11 protein-coding genes are annotated in these 14,697 nt (G+C 72.5%); all 11 read right to left on the minus strand.

Annotated features, from left to right (window positions below; all coding sequences use genetic code 11):
* Positions 1-254: 254 nt before the first annotated feature.
* The 11 genes from ACFPLC_RS44950 to rsmH all read right to left on the minus strand — a co-directional run bounded on the left by ACFPLC_RS44950 (position 255) and on the right by rsmH (position 14,497).
* Entirely contained in the window at positions 255-1,091 is an 837-nt protein-coding gene (locus ACFPLC_RS44950; protein WP_378207142.1) for a cell division protein FtsQ/DivIB, read from the minus strand.
* Positions 1,092-1,095: 4 nt separating this feature from the next.
* Positions 1,096-2,484, minus strand: coding sequence for a UDP-N-acetylmuramate--L-alanine ligase (gene murC, locus ACFPLC_RS44955; protein WP_378207139.1), 1,389 nt, complete (start codon positions 2,482-2,484; stop codon positions 1,096-1,098).
* Entirely contained in the window at positions 2,477-3,601 is a 1,125-nt protein-coding gene (murG, locus tag ACFPLC_RS44960) for an undecaprenyldiphospho-muramoylpentapeptide beta-N-acetylglucosaminyltransferase (protein ID WP_378207136.1), read from the minus strand. Before murG ends, murC begins: the two co-directional genes overlap by 8 nt.
* On the minus strand, positions 3,598-5,100 hold the full coding sequence (gene ftsW / locus ACFPLC_RS44965) for a putative lipid II flippase FtsW (RefSeq protein ID WP_378207133.1): 1,503 nt from the start codon (positions 5,098-5,100) through the stop codon (positions 3,598-3,600). Before ftsW ends, murG begins: the two co-directional genes overlap by 4 nt.
* Positions 5,087-6,493 carry a UDP-N-acetylmuramoyl-L-alanine--D-glutamate ligase gene (gene murD / locus ACFPLC_RS44970; protein ID WP_378207130.1) on the minus strand — a complete coding sequence of 469 codons (1,407 nt, stop codon included), beginning with the start codon at positions 6,491-6,493 and terminating at the stop codon, positions 5,087-5,089. Before murD ends, ftsW begins: the two co-directional genes overlap by 14 nt.
* A 2-nt stretch (positions 6,494-6,495) precedes the next feature.
* The gene (mraY, locus tag ACFPLC_RS44975; protein ID WP_043785144.1) at positions 6,496-7,578 is read right to left on the minus strand and encodes a phospho-N-acetylmuramoyl-pentapeptide-transferase; all 1,083 of its coding nucleotides are present in this window, start codon (positions 7,576-7,578) and stop codon (positions 6,496-6,498) included.
* Positions 7,575-9,092, minus strand: coding sequence for a UDP-N-acetylmuramoyl-tripeptide--D-alanyl-D-alanine ligase (locus ACFPLC_RS44980; protein ID WP_378207126.1), 1,518 nt, complete (start codon positions 9,090-9,092; stop codon positions 7,575-7,577). Before ACFPLC_RS44980 ends, mraY begins: the two co-directional genes overlap by 4 nt.
* Positions 9,089-10,633, minus strand: a complete 1,545-nt coding sequence (locus tag ACFPLC_RS44985; protein ID WP_378207204.1) for a UDP-N-acetylmuramoyl-L-alanyl-D-glutamate--2,6-diaminopimelate ligase — start codon at positions 10,631-10,633, stop codon at positions 9,089-9,091. The genes ACFPLC_RS44980 and ACFPLC_RS44985 overlap by 4 nt, the downstream gene beginning before the upstream one ends.
* Before the next feature lie 260 nt (positions 10,634-10,893).
* Complete coding sequence (locus ACFPLC_RS44990; protein WP_378207123.1) at positions 10,894-12,819, minus strand: peptidoglycan D,D-transpeptidase FtsI family protein; 1,926 nt, start codon at positions 12,817-12,819, stop codon at positions 10,894-10,896.
* On the minus strand, positions 12,819-13,553 hold the full coding sequence (gene ftsL, locus ACFPLC_RS44995; RefSeq protein ID WP_378236205.1) for a cell division protein FtsL: 735 nt from the start codon (positions 13,551-13,553) through the stop codon (positions 12,819-12,821). Before ftsL ends, ACFPLC_RS44990 begins: the two co-directional genes overlap by 1 nt.
* Positions 13,550-14,497, minus strand: coding sequence for a 16S rRNA (cytosine(1402)-N(4))-methyltransferase RsmH (gene rsmH / locus ACFPLC_RS45000; protein WP_378202274.1), 948 nt, complete (start codon positions 14,495-14,497; stop codon positions 13,550-13,552). Before rsmH ends, ftsL begins: the two co-directional genes overlap by 4 nt.
* Between the last annotated feature and the right edge of the window lie 200 nt (positions 14,498-14,697).

Below are 14,697 nucleotides of genomic sequence, written 5' to 3' on the forward strand. Positions count from 1 at the left end.
ATACGAGATCGTACGGCATACGAAAACCCGCCGCACAAGGTTACGCAACCACAGGAAGGAGACCCACCCGCGTACCCAGAGGGTCGGCCTGCGTACCGGAACAGTCGGCTTGCGTACCGGAACAGTCGGCTTGCGTACCTGGAGGGTCGGGTACCGAACCGACCCTCCAGGTACGCAAGCCGACCCTCGGGGTACGCAAGCCGACCCTCGGAGTACGCAAGCCGACCCTTCGGGTACGCGGGCCCGGAGGGCGGTCAGGAGGTGATGGTCGGCAGTTCCGGTGCCGCGACGTCGTAGACCTTGCCGTCCTGGGTGAGCAGCGCGGCCAGGACCTTCGCCTTGCGGTCCGTCTGCTCCGCCGTCCCCCAGCGGACGATCTTCCCGTTGGCCAGCGTGAACTCCACGCTCGCCGGCGTCTTCGCCGTCGCCGTGGTGACCTGCTTGAGAAGCTGCTCCGGAATGACCCCGAGCACCGCCGTCACCGCGCGGGTCACCGGGTCGTCGGCCGACACCTTCGGCAGCTTGAGCTCCGGCAGGCCCGGCGGGCGCGCCGCGACCGTCTTGAACACCACGCCCCCGCCGTCGACGAGGTGGACGCCGTCGCCGCCCGGGCCGCTGTCGAAGAACGCGATCGCCGTCCGCTCGGTCACCGTGATCTCGACCGTGTTCGGCCACGAGCGGGACACCTCGACCGTCGCGATGCCCGGCATCTCCGCCACCCGGTCGCGGATCTCGTCGGTGCTCAGCCGCAGCATCGGCTTGTCCGCCGGCACCGCCGCCACCGCGCGGATCTGGTCGGCGGGCACCGTGCGGGCACCGCTGACCGAGACGTCCTGCACCCCGAGCATCGAGCTGAAGAAGAGCAGGTAGACCAGGGCCACCACGGTGAGCACGGACAGCAGCGCGACCCAGCGGCGGCGGATCTCCGCCTGCCGGTTGGGCCGGTTGCGCGGCGACGGCTTGGCCCGCGCGGCGCGGGTCCGGCGGCGCTCCTCCTCGGAGCGCCGCCCCCGCCGTTGCCGGGCCAGGGACGCGCGATCCTCTTCCGCGGAGGAGGCGGACGGCGGACGGCGTTCCCTGGTCGGACTCATGGCCTCAGCGCTTGTCCAGCTCGGCGAGGATTTCCGGCCCCAGCTGCGTGACGTCGCCGGCGCCCATGGTCACCACGAGGTCGCCGGGCTTGGCCAGCCCGGCCGCCAGCGGCGCGGCGACGTCGAACGCGGGCTCGTAGTGCACCGACGCGGTCACCTGGTCCGCGATCAGCGCGCCGGTGACGCCCGGCTCGGGCTCCTCGCGCGCGCCGTAGACGTCCAGCACCACGACCTCGTCGGCCAGCGAGAGCGCGGACGCGAACTCCGCCGAGAACGTCTTGGTCCGCGAGTACAGGTGCGGCTGGAAGACCACGATCACCCGCCCGGACCCGGCCGCCGTCCGCACCGCGCGCAGCTGCGCGGCCACCTCGGTCGGGTGGTGGGCGTAGTCGTCGTACACCCGCACGTCGCCGGCCCGGCCCTTGAACTCGAACCGCCGCCGCACCCCGCCGAACGCCGCGAGCCCCTCGACCATGCCGTCGACCGGCGCCCCGAGCTCGATCCCGGCCAGCAGGGCCGCGACCGCGTTCAGCGCCATGTGCTCGCCCGGCACGGCGACGCGCACCGAAACCTCGGCCCCGTCCAGCTCGAGCCGCACGACCCCGCCGTCCGGCGCCGGGGCGTAGTCCAGCACCCGCGCGTCGGTGGCCGTGCGGCCGTAGCGGCGGACCCGGACACCCTGCTCCGCGGCCTGCGACCCCAGCTCGTCCGCCGCGGCGTCGTCGGCGCAGACGATCAGCAGCCCGCCCGGCACGATCCGGCTCACGAACTCGGTGAACACCTTCGTGTAGGCCTCGGCCGTGCCGTGGTGGTCCAGGTGGTCCGGCTCGACGTTCGTCACGACCGCGACCGACGGCGAGTAGGTCAGGAACGACCCGTCGCTCTCGTCGGCCTCGGCGACGAACACACCGCCCTCGCCGTGGTGGGCGTTCGCGCCGGACTCGTTGAGGTCGCCGCCGATGGCGAACGACGGGTCGAGCCGGCAGTGCTGCAGCGCCACGGTGAGCATCGACGTCGTCGACGTCTTGCCGTGCGTGCCCGCGATGCAGGCGACGCGGTGGCCCTCCATCAGCCCGGCCAGCGCCTGCGCCCGGTGCAGCACCGGGATGCCCGCCGCCCGCGCCGCCGCGAGCTCGGGGTTGGTCTCCTTGATCGCCGTCGAGACGACCACGGCCGACGGCGGCTCGGACAGCGCCGCGATGTTCTCGGCGCTCTGGCCGACGAACAGCTCGGCACCCTGGGCACGCAGCGACAGCAGCGCGCGCGACTCCTTGGCGTCCGAACCCGACACGAAAGCCCCGCGGGCCAGCAGGATCCGCGCGATCCCGGACATCCCGGCCCCGCCGATTCCGATCAGGTGCGCCCGGCGCAGTTCTTCGGGCAACTCAAGCACCGGCAGCCTCCAAGACGATCCGGGCGAGGGTCTCGTCGGCCTCGCGGTGGCCCATGCCGACCGCCGCCGCGCTCATCTTCGCGACGCGGTCGGCGTCGGTGACCAGCGGGACGACCAGCTCGGCGACCTTGGCCGGGCTCAGCTCGGCGTCGTCGATCATCAGCGCGGCCCCGGCGTCGACCGCGGGACGGCCGTTGGTGGCCTGCTCGCCGTTGCCGATCGGCAGCGGGACGAACACCGCGGGCAGCCCCACCGAAGTCACCTCGGCGACGGTCATCGCGCCCGACCGGCAGATCGCGACGTCGGCCGCGGCGTAGGCCAGGTCCATCCGCTCCAGGTACGGCACCGGCACGTACGCCGGCTTGCCTGGGAACTCCTGCACGACCAGGGTGTTCTTCGGCCCGTGCGCGTGCAGGACGCCGACACCGGCGTCCGCGAGGTCCTTCGCCGCGCCGGACACCGCGGCGTTGATCGACTGCGCGCCCTGCGAACCGCCGAAGACCAGCAGCGTCGGCGCGTCCGGGTCCAGGCCGAAGAACTCGCGCGCCTCGGCCCGCAGCGCGGCCCGGTCCAGGGTCGTGATCGACCGCCGCAGCGGGATCCCGACCACCTCGGCGTTCGGCAGCGTCGTCCCTGGAACGGCGACCGCCACCCGGCGAGCGAACCGCGCACCGACCTTGTTGGCCAGGCCGGCCGACTTGTTGGCCTCGTGCACGACGATCGGCACGCGCCCGCGCGCGGCCAGGTAGGCGGGCAGCGCGACGTACCCGCCGAAGCCGACGACGACGTCCGCGCCGACGCGCTCCAGCACCTCGCGGGTCTTGCGCACCGAGTCGCGGACCTTCAGCGGCAGCTTCACCAGCTCCGGGGTCGGCTTGCGGGGCAGCGGCACCGGCGGGATCAGCTCGAGGGGGTAGCCGCGGGCCGGGACGAGCTTGTTCTCCAGGCCGCGCTCGGTGCCGAGCGCGACGACCTTCGCGTCCGGGCGCAGCCGCACGACGGCGTCGGCCAGGGCGAGGGCGGGTTCGATGTGTCCTGCGGTGCCACCTCCGGCGACCACCACCACGGGCGCCTTGCCCGTGGCGGACCGCTCGGTTCCCTTGACGGGCTTACTCACCTATGACCTCTCCGGTTCGCGGTACTCCGGGTACCACGGCTCGCTGTTGTCCGCGCGGCCCCGCCGCGAGACGTGGCCGTGCTCGTCCGTGCCGCGCTGCGGCGCACCGGCTCGCGGACCGACCTGCGTCGTTCCTGCGCCGGGGCGGGCCGGGCCGCACGGGGCGCCGGCCGGGCCGCCTTCGCCCCACTGCGCCCCGCCCCCTTGCGCGTGGCGGGCGGGCGGTACGGGTCGGGCGCGGGCAGCCGCAGCAGACGCCCGAATTTACCCGGCCCCTGTGTGCGCAGCGCGGCCACCGCCTCCGGTTCGTGCCGGGCGGCGTTCGCGAGCACGCCCATGATGAGCATGGTGATCACCAGCGAGGTGCCGCCGTAGGAGATGAGCGGCAGCGTGACGCCGGTGACCGGCAGCAGGCCGACGACGTAGCCGATGTTGATGCCGGCCTGCGCCACCAGGAACACCGTCAGCGTGCCGGAGACGATCCGGATCCACGGGTCGATGTTGCGGGTGGCGATCCGCAGCCCGACGACGGCGACCCCGCCGAACAGGACGAGCACCACGACGCAGCCGATCAGCCCGAGCTCCTCGCCGATCAGGGCGAAGATGAAGTCGTTCTGCACGTTCGGCAGGTAGCCCCAGTTGGACGTGCCCTGGCCGAGCCCCTTGCCGAGGAAGCCGCCGTCGGCCAGCGCGAGCTTGGCCTGGTTGGCCTGGAAGCCCTCGGCGCTGACGTCGGCGTCCGGCGACAGGAACGACATGACCCGGGCGAGCCGGTAGGGCGCGATGACGGCCAGCACGAGCACCCCGGCCAGGCCACCGGCGAGGATGACGCCGAACAGCCGTTTCGGGGCGCCGGCGAACCACAGCAGCGCCAGCAGCACCACCGCCAGGGTGACCGTGCCGCCGAGGTCGGGCTGCAGCATGACCAGGGCGAACATCAGCAGCGCGATCGGCACCACCGGCACCAGCAGGTGCCGCCACTGGTGGATCACGTTGTACTTGATCACCAGGATGTGGGCGCCCCAGAAGGCCAGCGCGACCTTCGCGGCTTCGACCGGCTGGAAGGTGAACTCGCCGATCTTGAACCAGCCCTGCGAGCCGTTGACCGTCGAGCCGAGCGGGGTCAGCACCAGCACCAGGAGGCCGAGGCAGATCACCGTCGCCGTCGCCGACATCCGCCGGATCCGCTCCAGCTTGACCCGCAGGCCCAGCCAGAACACGACCGAGCCGAGCGCGACGAACACCAGGTGCTTGATGAACAGCGAGTACACGCCGCTGCCGGTCTTCGGGTTGTAGGAGGCGACCGAAGACGCCGAGAGCACCATGACGATGCCGATGACGGTGAGCACGCCGGTGAGGGCGAGCACGAGGTGGAACGACGCCAGCGGCCGCGAAAGCCACGCGGTCAGCGCGGTCCGGAAGGCGACGAAGCCGCTCTCCTTGCGCTCGCGGCGCGGCCGCTTCGGCGGCGGTTCCGGCTTGTTTTCAGCTGTCGTCACTCGGCTCCCCCGCTGCGTCGTCGCGGAGGACACGCACGGCCGCGGCGAACGCGTCGCCGCGCTCGCCGTAGCTCGAGAACATGTCCAACGACGCCGCGGCGGGTGCCAGCAGCACCACGTCACCGGGTCGGGCCATCGCGCTGGCCGCACTCACCGCCGCAGTCATGGGTTCATCGTCACCCGGACGGAGGCTGTTCACCGGGACATCCGGCGCGTGTCGCGCAACCGCGGCGGCGATCACGGGTGAATCCACGCCGAGGAGCACGACCCCGCGCAGACGGCCCGAGATGCTGCTCACGAGTTCGTCGACCGAAGCGCCCTTCAGCTGGCCCCCGGCGATCCACACGATCGACTCGTGCGCCCGCAGCGACCCGGCGGCCGCGTGCGGGTTGGTCGCCTTCGAGTCGTTGACGTACCGCACGCCGGCCACCTCGGCGACCTCGACGGCCCGGTGCGGGGCCGGCTGGTACTCGCGCAGGCCCTTCAGCACGGCCTCGGGCGTGACGCCGTGGGCGCGGGCCAGCGCGGCCGCGGCGAGGGCGTTCGCGACGTTGTGCGGGCCCGCCGGGCGCACATCCGTCAGCGTGGCCAGTGCTTCGGCGCTGTTCGCCGGGTCGGCCACGAACGCGCGGTCGACCAGCAGGTCCTCGACCACGCCGAGTTCCCCGGCGCGCGGGGTGTCGAGCTGGAAGCCGACCCGGCGGGCGCTCTCGGGCGCGTGCTCGGCGGCGATCCGGGTGGACCAGTCGTCGTCGGCGTTGTGCACCGCGACCTTGGCGCGGGTGTAGACCCGGCCCTTCGCGGCCGCGTACTCCGCCATCGAGCCGTGCCAGTCGATGTGGTCCTCGGCCAGGTTGAGCACCACAGCCGCGTCGGGGGCCAGCGTCGAGGACCAGTGCAGCTGGAAGCTCGACAGCTCGACGGCCAGCACGTCGTAGCCCGCGCGGACCGCGTCGAGGGCCGCGTAGCCGATGTTCCCGCAGGCCACGGCGTTGGCGCCGGCGGCCTTGAGGATCGACTCCAGCATGCCCGCGGTGGTCGTCTTGCCGTTGGTGCCGGTGATCACCAGCCAGCACGGCGGGTGCTCGCGCAGCTGCCCGACCCGCCAGGCCAGTTCGACGTCGCCGATCACCTCGACTCCCGCCTCGGCGGCGGCCACCAGCAGCGGCGACGTCGGCCGCCAGCCGGGGCTGGTGACGACGAGGACGACGTCCGACGGCGGCTCGGTCAGGCCCGGCACCAGCTCGGCGCCGAGGCCGTCCAGCTCGGCCAGGCGCTCGGCGTTGCCGTCGGTGACGGTGACGCGCGCGCCCAGCTCGACCAGCACCGGGACCACGGACTTGCCCGTGACCCCGGCCCCGGCGACCAGGACGTGACGACCCTCGACGTTCAACGTCAGCCCCCGAGACCGAGCTGCTCGCTGTAGAACAGGCCGAGCCCGAACATGCAGCAGATCGCCGAAAGCAGCCAGAACCGGATGATCACCGTGGTTTCGGCCCAGCCCGCGAGCTCGAAGTGGTGGTGGAACGGCGCCATCCGGAACAGCCGCCGCCGGGTCGTCCGGAACACCGCGATCTGCGCGACCACCGAGATCATCTCGACCATGAACAGGCCGCCGATGACGATGGCGAGCAGCTCGGTGCGGGTCGTCATGGACAGCCCGGCGACCAGGCCGCCGAGGGCCAGGGAGCCGGTGTCGCCCATGAAGATCTTCGCCGGGGCCGCGTTCCACCAGAGGAACCCGACGCAGGCGCCGGTCGCCGCGGCGGCGACCACGGCCAGGTCCAGCGGGTCGCGGACGTCGTAGCAGGCGGCGGCCGGCGCGTTGGCGCAGGACAGCCGCTCCTGCCAGAACGAGATGACGACGTAGGTGGCCAGCACCATCGCCGCCGCGCCGCCGGCCAGGCCGTCGAGGCCGTCGGTGAAGTTCACCGCGTTCGACCAGCCGGAGATCACGATGTAGCAGAAGATCACGAAGATCACCGACGGGAAGGTGATCAGCGCGAGGTCGCGGACGTAGGAGAGGCTTTCCGACGCCGGCGTGATGCCGTGCTCGTTCGGGAAGTTCAGCACCAGCACCGCGAACGCGATGGTGACCACCAGCTGCCCGACCAGCTTCGCGGTCTTGTTCAGCCCCAGGTTGCGCTGCTTGCGGATCTTGATGAAGTCGTCGAGGAACCCGACGATTCCCAGGCCCACCGCGAGCATCAGGACGAGCAGCCCCGACGCCGTCGGCGCGCCGCTGCGGGAGTTGAACATCCAGTTGATCAGGTGCGCGGCGAAGTACCCGACGACCATCGCGATGATGATCGCGACACCGCCCATGGTCGGGGTACCGCGCTTGGACTTGTGTCCCTGGGGGCCTTCCTCGCGGATCTCCTGGCCGAAGCCCTGCCGGGAGAAGACCCGGATCAGGTAGGGCGTGAGCAGGATGGAGATCAGCAGGCCCGCCGCGGCCGCGATCAGGATGCTGATCACGCGTCACCACCGTTCGAGCGATTCTCGGAGTTGTCGGTTTCCCGGGGTTCGAGCAGGGCTGGTTCAAGAAGGGCTTCCGCGACCCGCCAGAGGCCGGCCGCCTTGGAGGCCTTGACCAGCACCACGTCCCCGGGGCGGAGCTGATCATGCAGCAGGGCGACGGCGGCCTCGACGTCGGGTACCAAAGTGGACTCCTCGCCCCAGGAGCCTTCCTGGTGCGCGCCCTGGTGCATGGCCGCCGCCTCGGGGCCGATGACGACGAGCTTCGAGATGTTGAGCCGGACGACGAGCCTGCCGATCTCGTCGTGGGCGTTGACCGAGTCGGCGCCGAGCTCGCCCATCACGCCGAGCACGGCCCAGGACCGGCGGCCGGTGTCCCGCGTCATCGCCGCGAGGGCCTTCAGGCCGGCCCGCATCGACTCGGGGTTGGCGTTGAACGAGTCGTTGAGGATCGTGACGCCGTCTTCGCGGGTGACGACCTCCATCCGGCGCGCCGAGCGGCGCTCGGCGGCGGACAGCCGCGCGGCGATCTCGTCCGGCGACGAGCCCAGCTCCAGGGCGATCGCGGCGGCGGCGAGCGCGTTGCTCACGTGGTGCTCGCCGTGCAGCGGCAGCTGGACGTCGGCCTCGCCGGCCGGGGTGATCAGCCGGAAGGACGCGCGGGCCTCGTCGTCGAGGGTGATGCCGGTCGCCCGGACCTGCGCCGACGCGCTTTCGCCGAAGAACACCACGCGGGCCTTCGTGCGGCTCGCCATGGCCGCGACCAGCGGGTCGTCGAGGTTGAGCACCGCGACGCCGTCCTCGGGAAGGGCCTCGACCAGCTCGCCCTTGGTCTTCGCGATGCCCTCGCGCGAGCCGAACTCGCCGACGTGCGCGCTGCCGACGTTGAGCACCGCACCGATCCGCGGCGGGGCGATCTCGGCGAGGTGGGCGATGTGCCCCGGCCCGCGTGCGGACAGCTCCAGCACGAGGTGGCGGGTCCCGGCGTCGGCACGCAACGCCGTCCACGGGTGGCCCAGCTCGTTGTTGAACGACCCGGGCGGCGCGATCGTCGGGCCCAGTGGCTCGAGCAGCTGCGCGATCAGGTCCTTGGTCGAGGTCTTGCCGGACGAGCCGGTGACCCCCACGACCGTCAGGGTGCCCTCGGCCAGGCGCTGGACGACGTGCCGGGCGAGCTTGGCCAGCGCGGCCAGCACCGCGGCGCCGGAGCCGTCCTTGTCGCCGGTCAGCGCGACCGACCGCTCGTGGGCCTCGCCCGCGGGCAGCGGCGGCACGACGATCGCGGGCGCGTCGACCTCGCGGGCGGCCAGCACGGCCACCGCGCCGGCCTCGACGGCCTGCGCGGCGAAGTCGTGGCCGTCGACCTTCTCCCCCGGCAGGGCGGCGAACAGGCCGCCGGGGGTGAGCTTCCGGGTGTCGAACTCCACGGTGCCGGTCACCTGCGCGCCCGGCTCGGCGCGGTGCAGCCGGCCGCCGACGACGTCGGCGATCTCGGCCAGGCTGAGCACGATCACACACTCACCTCGAGTTTGTTGCGGATGGCCGCGGCCAGCTCGTCGCGGTCGGAGAACGGGTGCACGACACCGCCGGCCTCCTGGCCGGACTCGTGCCCCTTGCCGGCGAGGAAGACGATGTCGCCCGGCTCGGCCAGGGAAACGGCGTGCGCGATGGCCTCGCGGCGGTCGCCGATCTCGATGACCTCGCCGCCCTCGGCGGGGCCGACCGCGCGGGCGCCGGCCAGCATGGCGGCGCGGATCGCCGCCGGGTCCTCGGAGCGCGGGTTGTCGTCGGTGACGATCAGGACCTCGCTGCGGCGGGCCGCGGCCTCGCCCATCATCGGGCGCTTGGCGGTGTCCCGGTCGCCGCCGCAGCCGAGCACGGTGATGATCCGCCCCTCGGTGCGGGCCCTCAGCGCGTCCAGGCCCTGGGCGACGGCGGCCGGCTTGTGGGCGTAGTCGACGACGGCGGTGAACTCCTGGCCGACGTAGACCCGTTCCATCCGGCCCGGCACCTGCACCTGGGCGAGGCCGGTGACGATGTGCTCCAGCGACACACCCGCGGTGCCGAGGATCGCGGCGGCGAGCACGGCGTTGGCGACGTTGAACTCGCCCGGCAGCGGGATGCGGGCCGCGGCGCGGACGCCGCCCGGGCCGTGCAGGGTGAACGTCTGCTCGCCCTGCGGAGTGGCCTCCAGGTCGGTGGCCTTCCACAGGGCGTCGGTGCCCGGGTCGGTCGTGACGGTGATCGTCTGCGGCGTGAGCAGGGCCTGCCCCCACGCGCTGTCGACCACGACGACCTCGTGCGTCGAGCGGCCGTCGAACAGCAGGGCCTTCGCCTCGAAGTACTCCTGCATGTCCTTGTGGAAGTCCAGGTGGTCCTGGGAGAGGTTGGTGAAGGCGCCGACGGAGAACCGGGTGCCGTTGACCCGGCCCAGCGCGAGGGCGTGGCTGGAGACCTCCATCGGCACGTGCGTGACGCCGCGCTCGAGCATCACCGCGAGCAGCGCCTGCAGGTCCGGCGCCTCGGGCGTGGTGAACCCGCTGACCAGGCGTTCGCCGGCGATCCGGGTCTCCACCGTGCCGATCAGGCCGGTGGTCAGCCCGGCGGCCTGCAGGCCGGCGTCGACCAGGTAGGACGTGGTGGTCTTGCCGGAGGTGCCGGTGACGCCGAGCACGGACAGCTTCAGGGAGGGCTCACCGTAGATCCAGGCGGCGATCTCGCCCAGGGCGGCGCGCGGGTCGGCGTGGACCAGGATCGGCACGCCGGCGTCGCGCAGGGCAGGCCGCTCGGCACCGGCGGCGTCGGTGAGGACGGCGACGGCCCCGGCCGCGACGGCCTGGTCGCTGAAGTCGGCGCCGTGGGCGCGGGCGCCCGGGAGGGCGGCGAAGAGGTCACCGGGCAGCACGTGCTGCGCGCGCAGCGTGGTGCCGGTGACGGTCAGCTCGGCCGCGTCGGGGCTCTCCGCGATCAGGCGAGCGTCCGCCCTGGCGAGCAGCGTCGCCAGCGGGACCGGGTCGATGCGCGCCGGGCGGGGCGGCGCGGGGACCGCTTTCACCGGGCTTTCCGGCACCTGGGAACTGGACGAGGACACGGACACGGCCAAGAGGCTACCGGCGGCCGGTCCGGGCCCCCGCACGCGGTACGGCGATTGCGTGCGGCCCGGGCACATGTGCTAGGCCCCCGCCCGCTCCTCCTTGCCCCGCAACACTTTCCCCCACGCCGGCCCATGTGGACGCCCGCCTGAACGCAGTGAATGACTCATTCCTGGCGTCCGACGCCAGGAATGAGTCATTCACTGCACTCCCGCGAGGGTGCCTACGGGGTGATGATGAGCGGGACCTCCGGCGAGGGGCCGTCGGACAACGGGATCTGGTACCGCTGCGTCACGTAGGAAGCGATGGTGTGGAACAGCGGCGCGGCGGAGTGCCCGACCGGCAGCGTCGTGTCCGGCGCGTCCAGCCGGATCCCGACGACGAACCGCGGGTGGTCGGCGGGGAGGATGCCGGCGAAGGTGATGTTGTACAGGTGGTCGCTGTAGGCCTTCGTCCGCGGGTCGACCTGCTGGCCGGTGCCGGTTTTCCCGGAGATCTGGTAGCCCTCGACGGCCGCCGTCGGCGCGGTGCCCTTCTGCAGGCCCTTGCCGTTCTGGGCGACCGCGCGCATCATGTCGCGCACCGTCTTGGCGGTCTCGGGGCTGACCACCCGGACCGACTTCGGGGCCGGTTCGGGCACGGTCGTGCCGTCCGGGTTCACCTTGGCCTTGACGATCCGGGGTTCGACGCGCACGCCGTCGTTGGCGATCGTCTGGTACATCCCGGCCATCTGCAGGACGGTCATCATCAGGCCCTGCCCGATCGGCAGGTTGCCGAAGGTGGTCGCCGACCACTGGCTGCGCGCGGGCACCACGCCCGCGCTCTCGCCGGGCAGGCCGACGCCGGTGCGCTGGCCGAGGCCGAACAGCTTGAGCAGGTTCGCGTAGCGCTCCTCGCCGATCTTCTGCGCCAGCAGCAGCGTGCCGATGTTGGACGACTTGGCGAAGATCCCGGTGGTGGTGAACGTCTGGGTACCGTGCGTCCAGGCGTCGTGCACGGTCTTGTCGGCCACCTGCAGCGCGCCGGGCACCTCGACCGTCGACTCCGGCGTCGCGATGCCGTAGTCGATCGCCCCGGTGGCGGTGACGAGCTTGTTGACCGACCCCGGTTCGAACGGCGTCGTGACCGCGGGGTTGGCCAGGTCGTCGGTGTTCCAGGTGCTCTGGTCGTTGGGGTCGAACGTCTTGTCGTTGGCCAGCGCGTAGACCTCGCCGGTCTTGGCGTCCATGACGACCGCCTGGCCGCCCTTGGCGTGCGACTGCTGGACGTAGTCCGCCAGCTGCCGCTGCACCTCGTACTGCAGGTCGGAGTCGATGGTCAGCTCGAGGTCGGAGCCGGGGACGGCGGCCTGCAGGTCGCGCTCGGTGCCCGGGATGACGACGTTGTCGCTGCCGTTCTTGGTGTTGACCATCATCCGGCCCGGCGTACCGGCGAGGTCGTTGTCGCGCAGCAGCTCGAGCCCGACCAGGCCGTGGAGGTTGTGCTTCGACACGTCCTTGTCTTCGGAGCGCCAGTTCGCGGCGCCGACGATGTTGGCCGCCAGGCCGCCGCCCGGGTACTCGCGCAGCGCGCGCTTCTCGACGCCGATCCACGCGAAGTGCTTGACGATGTCGGCGGCGACGGACGGCTCGACGTTGTTCAGCAGGTACGTGAAGGACGCCTGCTTGTGGAACAGCTCCAGCAGCTGCTGTTCGTTCAGCTGGTTCGGCACCTTGGCCGCGATGTACTTCGCGGCCGCGGCGGTCTCGCTGTCGAACGTCTTCTTGGTGCCGGGGTTCTTCGCGGCGAAGTCGTCCATGCTCTTGTGCAGGGCCTTGAGGTTCACCGAGAGCGTGCGCACCTCGACGCTGAACGCCAGCTTCGCGCCGTTGCGGTCCACAATGGACCCGCGCTGGGCGGGGATGTCGATGGTCTGGGTGCGCTGCCGTTCGGCCGCGGCCGAGAGCGCCGCGGCGTCGAACCACTGCACCTGCACCAGTTTCACGCCGGCGACGAGCAGCACAGCGACCAGCAGCAGGCGCACGGCGGAGAACCGGCTCCGGTGCCCGCCGTTCCCCCGGCGCGCGGCCGCGCTGCGGGTGCCGGCGGCGTAGGTCCGCCGAGCGCTGCCCACGGCGCGCGCGCGAGCCTGGTTGCGGCCCGAAGCCATCACTGGCCGCCTCCCGGCTGGGCCGGCGGCTGTTCCTCGGCGGGCACGGCGGGCTGGTCGCCCTCGATCGGCGCGCCCTGCTGCGACTGCGTGCCCTCGGCGGGCGCGGCGGGCGGCGCGGCCGGCACGACGGGGGCCTCCGCCTTGGCCTTCTTGGGCTCGCCGACGAGCGAGGTCTTCCCGTCCGGGCCGACGACGATCCGCGCCGGGTCGCCGCCGGGCACCATGCCCAGCTGCTGGGCCGCGGGGGCCAGCGAAGCGGGCGACTCGGCCTTGGCGACGTCGCGCTGCAGCTGTTCCTTCTGCTCGGCCAGGTTCGCGTTGGTGGTGCGCAGCTGCTCGAGCCGGTAGGAGTCGGCGATCGCCTGCGTGGTCAGCCACAGCGTGGTCGCCACGCCGGCGGCCAGCAGCGCCATCATCATCAGCACGAACGACGCGCGCGACTTCGGCAGCAGCAGCTTCAGCTGGAACTTCGGCTTCTCCACCGTCTCGGCCGGCCGGGCCTTCGGCTCCGGGCGCGCCTCGCGTTCCTTCAGCAGGTCGGCGCGCTGCGCCCGGCGGGCGTAGGCGCGCTCGGCCGCGGACGTGCGGCCTCGCGACCCACGCCGTGCCGGCGCCGGCGCCGGCGCCGGCTGCTGGTCCGGCTCGACGGTCGTCGAGGTGCGGGCGGCTTCGGTGCGACGGCTCCCCGTCGCCGGCGCGGCCCGGCGGCGGGACTTCGCGGGAGCGGTCATCGCGGCTCTCCGATCCTCTCTGCGGCCCGCAGCCGCACCGAGGCGGCACGCGGGTTCCGTTCGATCTCCTCTTCGCCGGCCTTCTCGGCGCCGCGCGTGAGGAGCTTCAGCTCCGGTCCGTGCCCCGGCAGCTCCACCGGGAGCCCTTCCGGGGTGCGGGACTTCGCGAGCTCGGCCAGCGCCTGCTTGACCAGCCGGTCCTCCAGGGACTGGTACGACTCGACGACGATCCGGCCGCCGACCTTCAGGGCGCCCAGCGCCGCCGGCATGGCACGGCGCAGCACCTCGAGCTCGCCGTTGACCTCGATCCGCAACGCCTGGAAGGTGCGCTTGGCCGGGTGGCCGCCGGTGCGGCGGGTGGCGGCCGGGACGGCGTCGTAGAGCAGCTCGACCAGGCGCCCGCTGGTGGTGAACGGCTCCTGTTCGCGGGCTTTGACGACGCTCTTGACGATCCGCTGCGCGAAGCGTTCCTCGCCGTAGTCGCGCAGGATCCGGACCAGCTCGCCGGGCGCGTAGGTGTTGAGGACGTCGGCGGCGGTGAACCCGGTCGTCGGGTCCATCCGCATGTCGAGCGGGGAGTCCTTGGCGTAGGCGAACCCGCGCTCGGTCCGGTCCAGCTGCATCGACGAGACGCCGAGGTCGAACAGGATGCCGTCGGCGTGGCTCAGGCCCACGCCGCGGAGGGCTTCGGGAAGCCCGTCGTAGACCGTGTGCACGAAGTCGACGCGGTCGCCGTGGCGGGCCAGGCGTTCTCGCGACTTCTCGAGCGCGGCGGGGTCGCGGTCCAGCGCGACGAGCCGCAGCCGCGGAAAGGCCTCCAGGAGGGCATCCGAATGCCCGCCGAGGCCGACCGTCGCGTCGACGAGGACGCCGTCGCGGTCGGCGAACACGGGGGTGAACAGCTCGACGATCCGGTCGAGCAGCACCGGGACGTGCTCGGTCATCGTGGTCTCCCCCTCTCTCGCCTGGGCGGCCCGGGGGAAATATGACGGATGCCGTCAGGTCCCTGTCCGCCCGCTGCTGACCTGGTACCGGGGAAGGTGCACCAGGGCCATTGAGCGGACAGAGGCCTCACGGCATCCGGGTGGGCTTCCCCTCCTCGCGCGGACCGGCGAACCTCTCGTCCCCCGACGACGAAGGTGCA

The sequence above is a fragment of the Amycolatopsis plumensis genome (assembly GCF_042652605.1).
In the GTDB taxonomy this organism is placed as follows: domain Bacteria; phylum Actinomycetota; class Actinomycetes; order Mycobacteriales; family Pseudonocardiaceae; genus Amycolatopsis; species Amycolatopsis plumensis.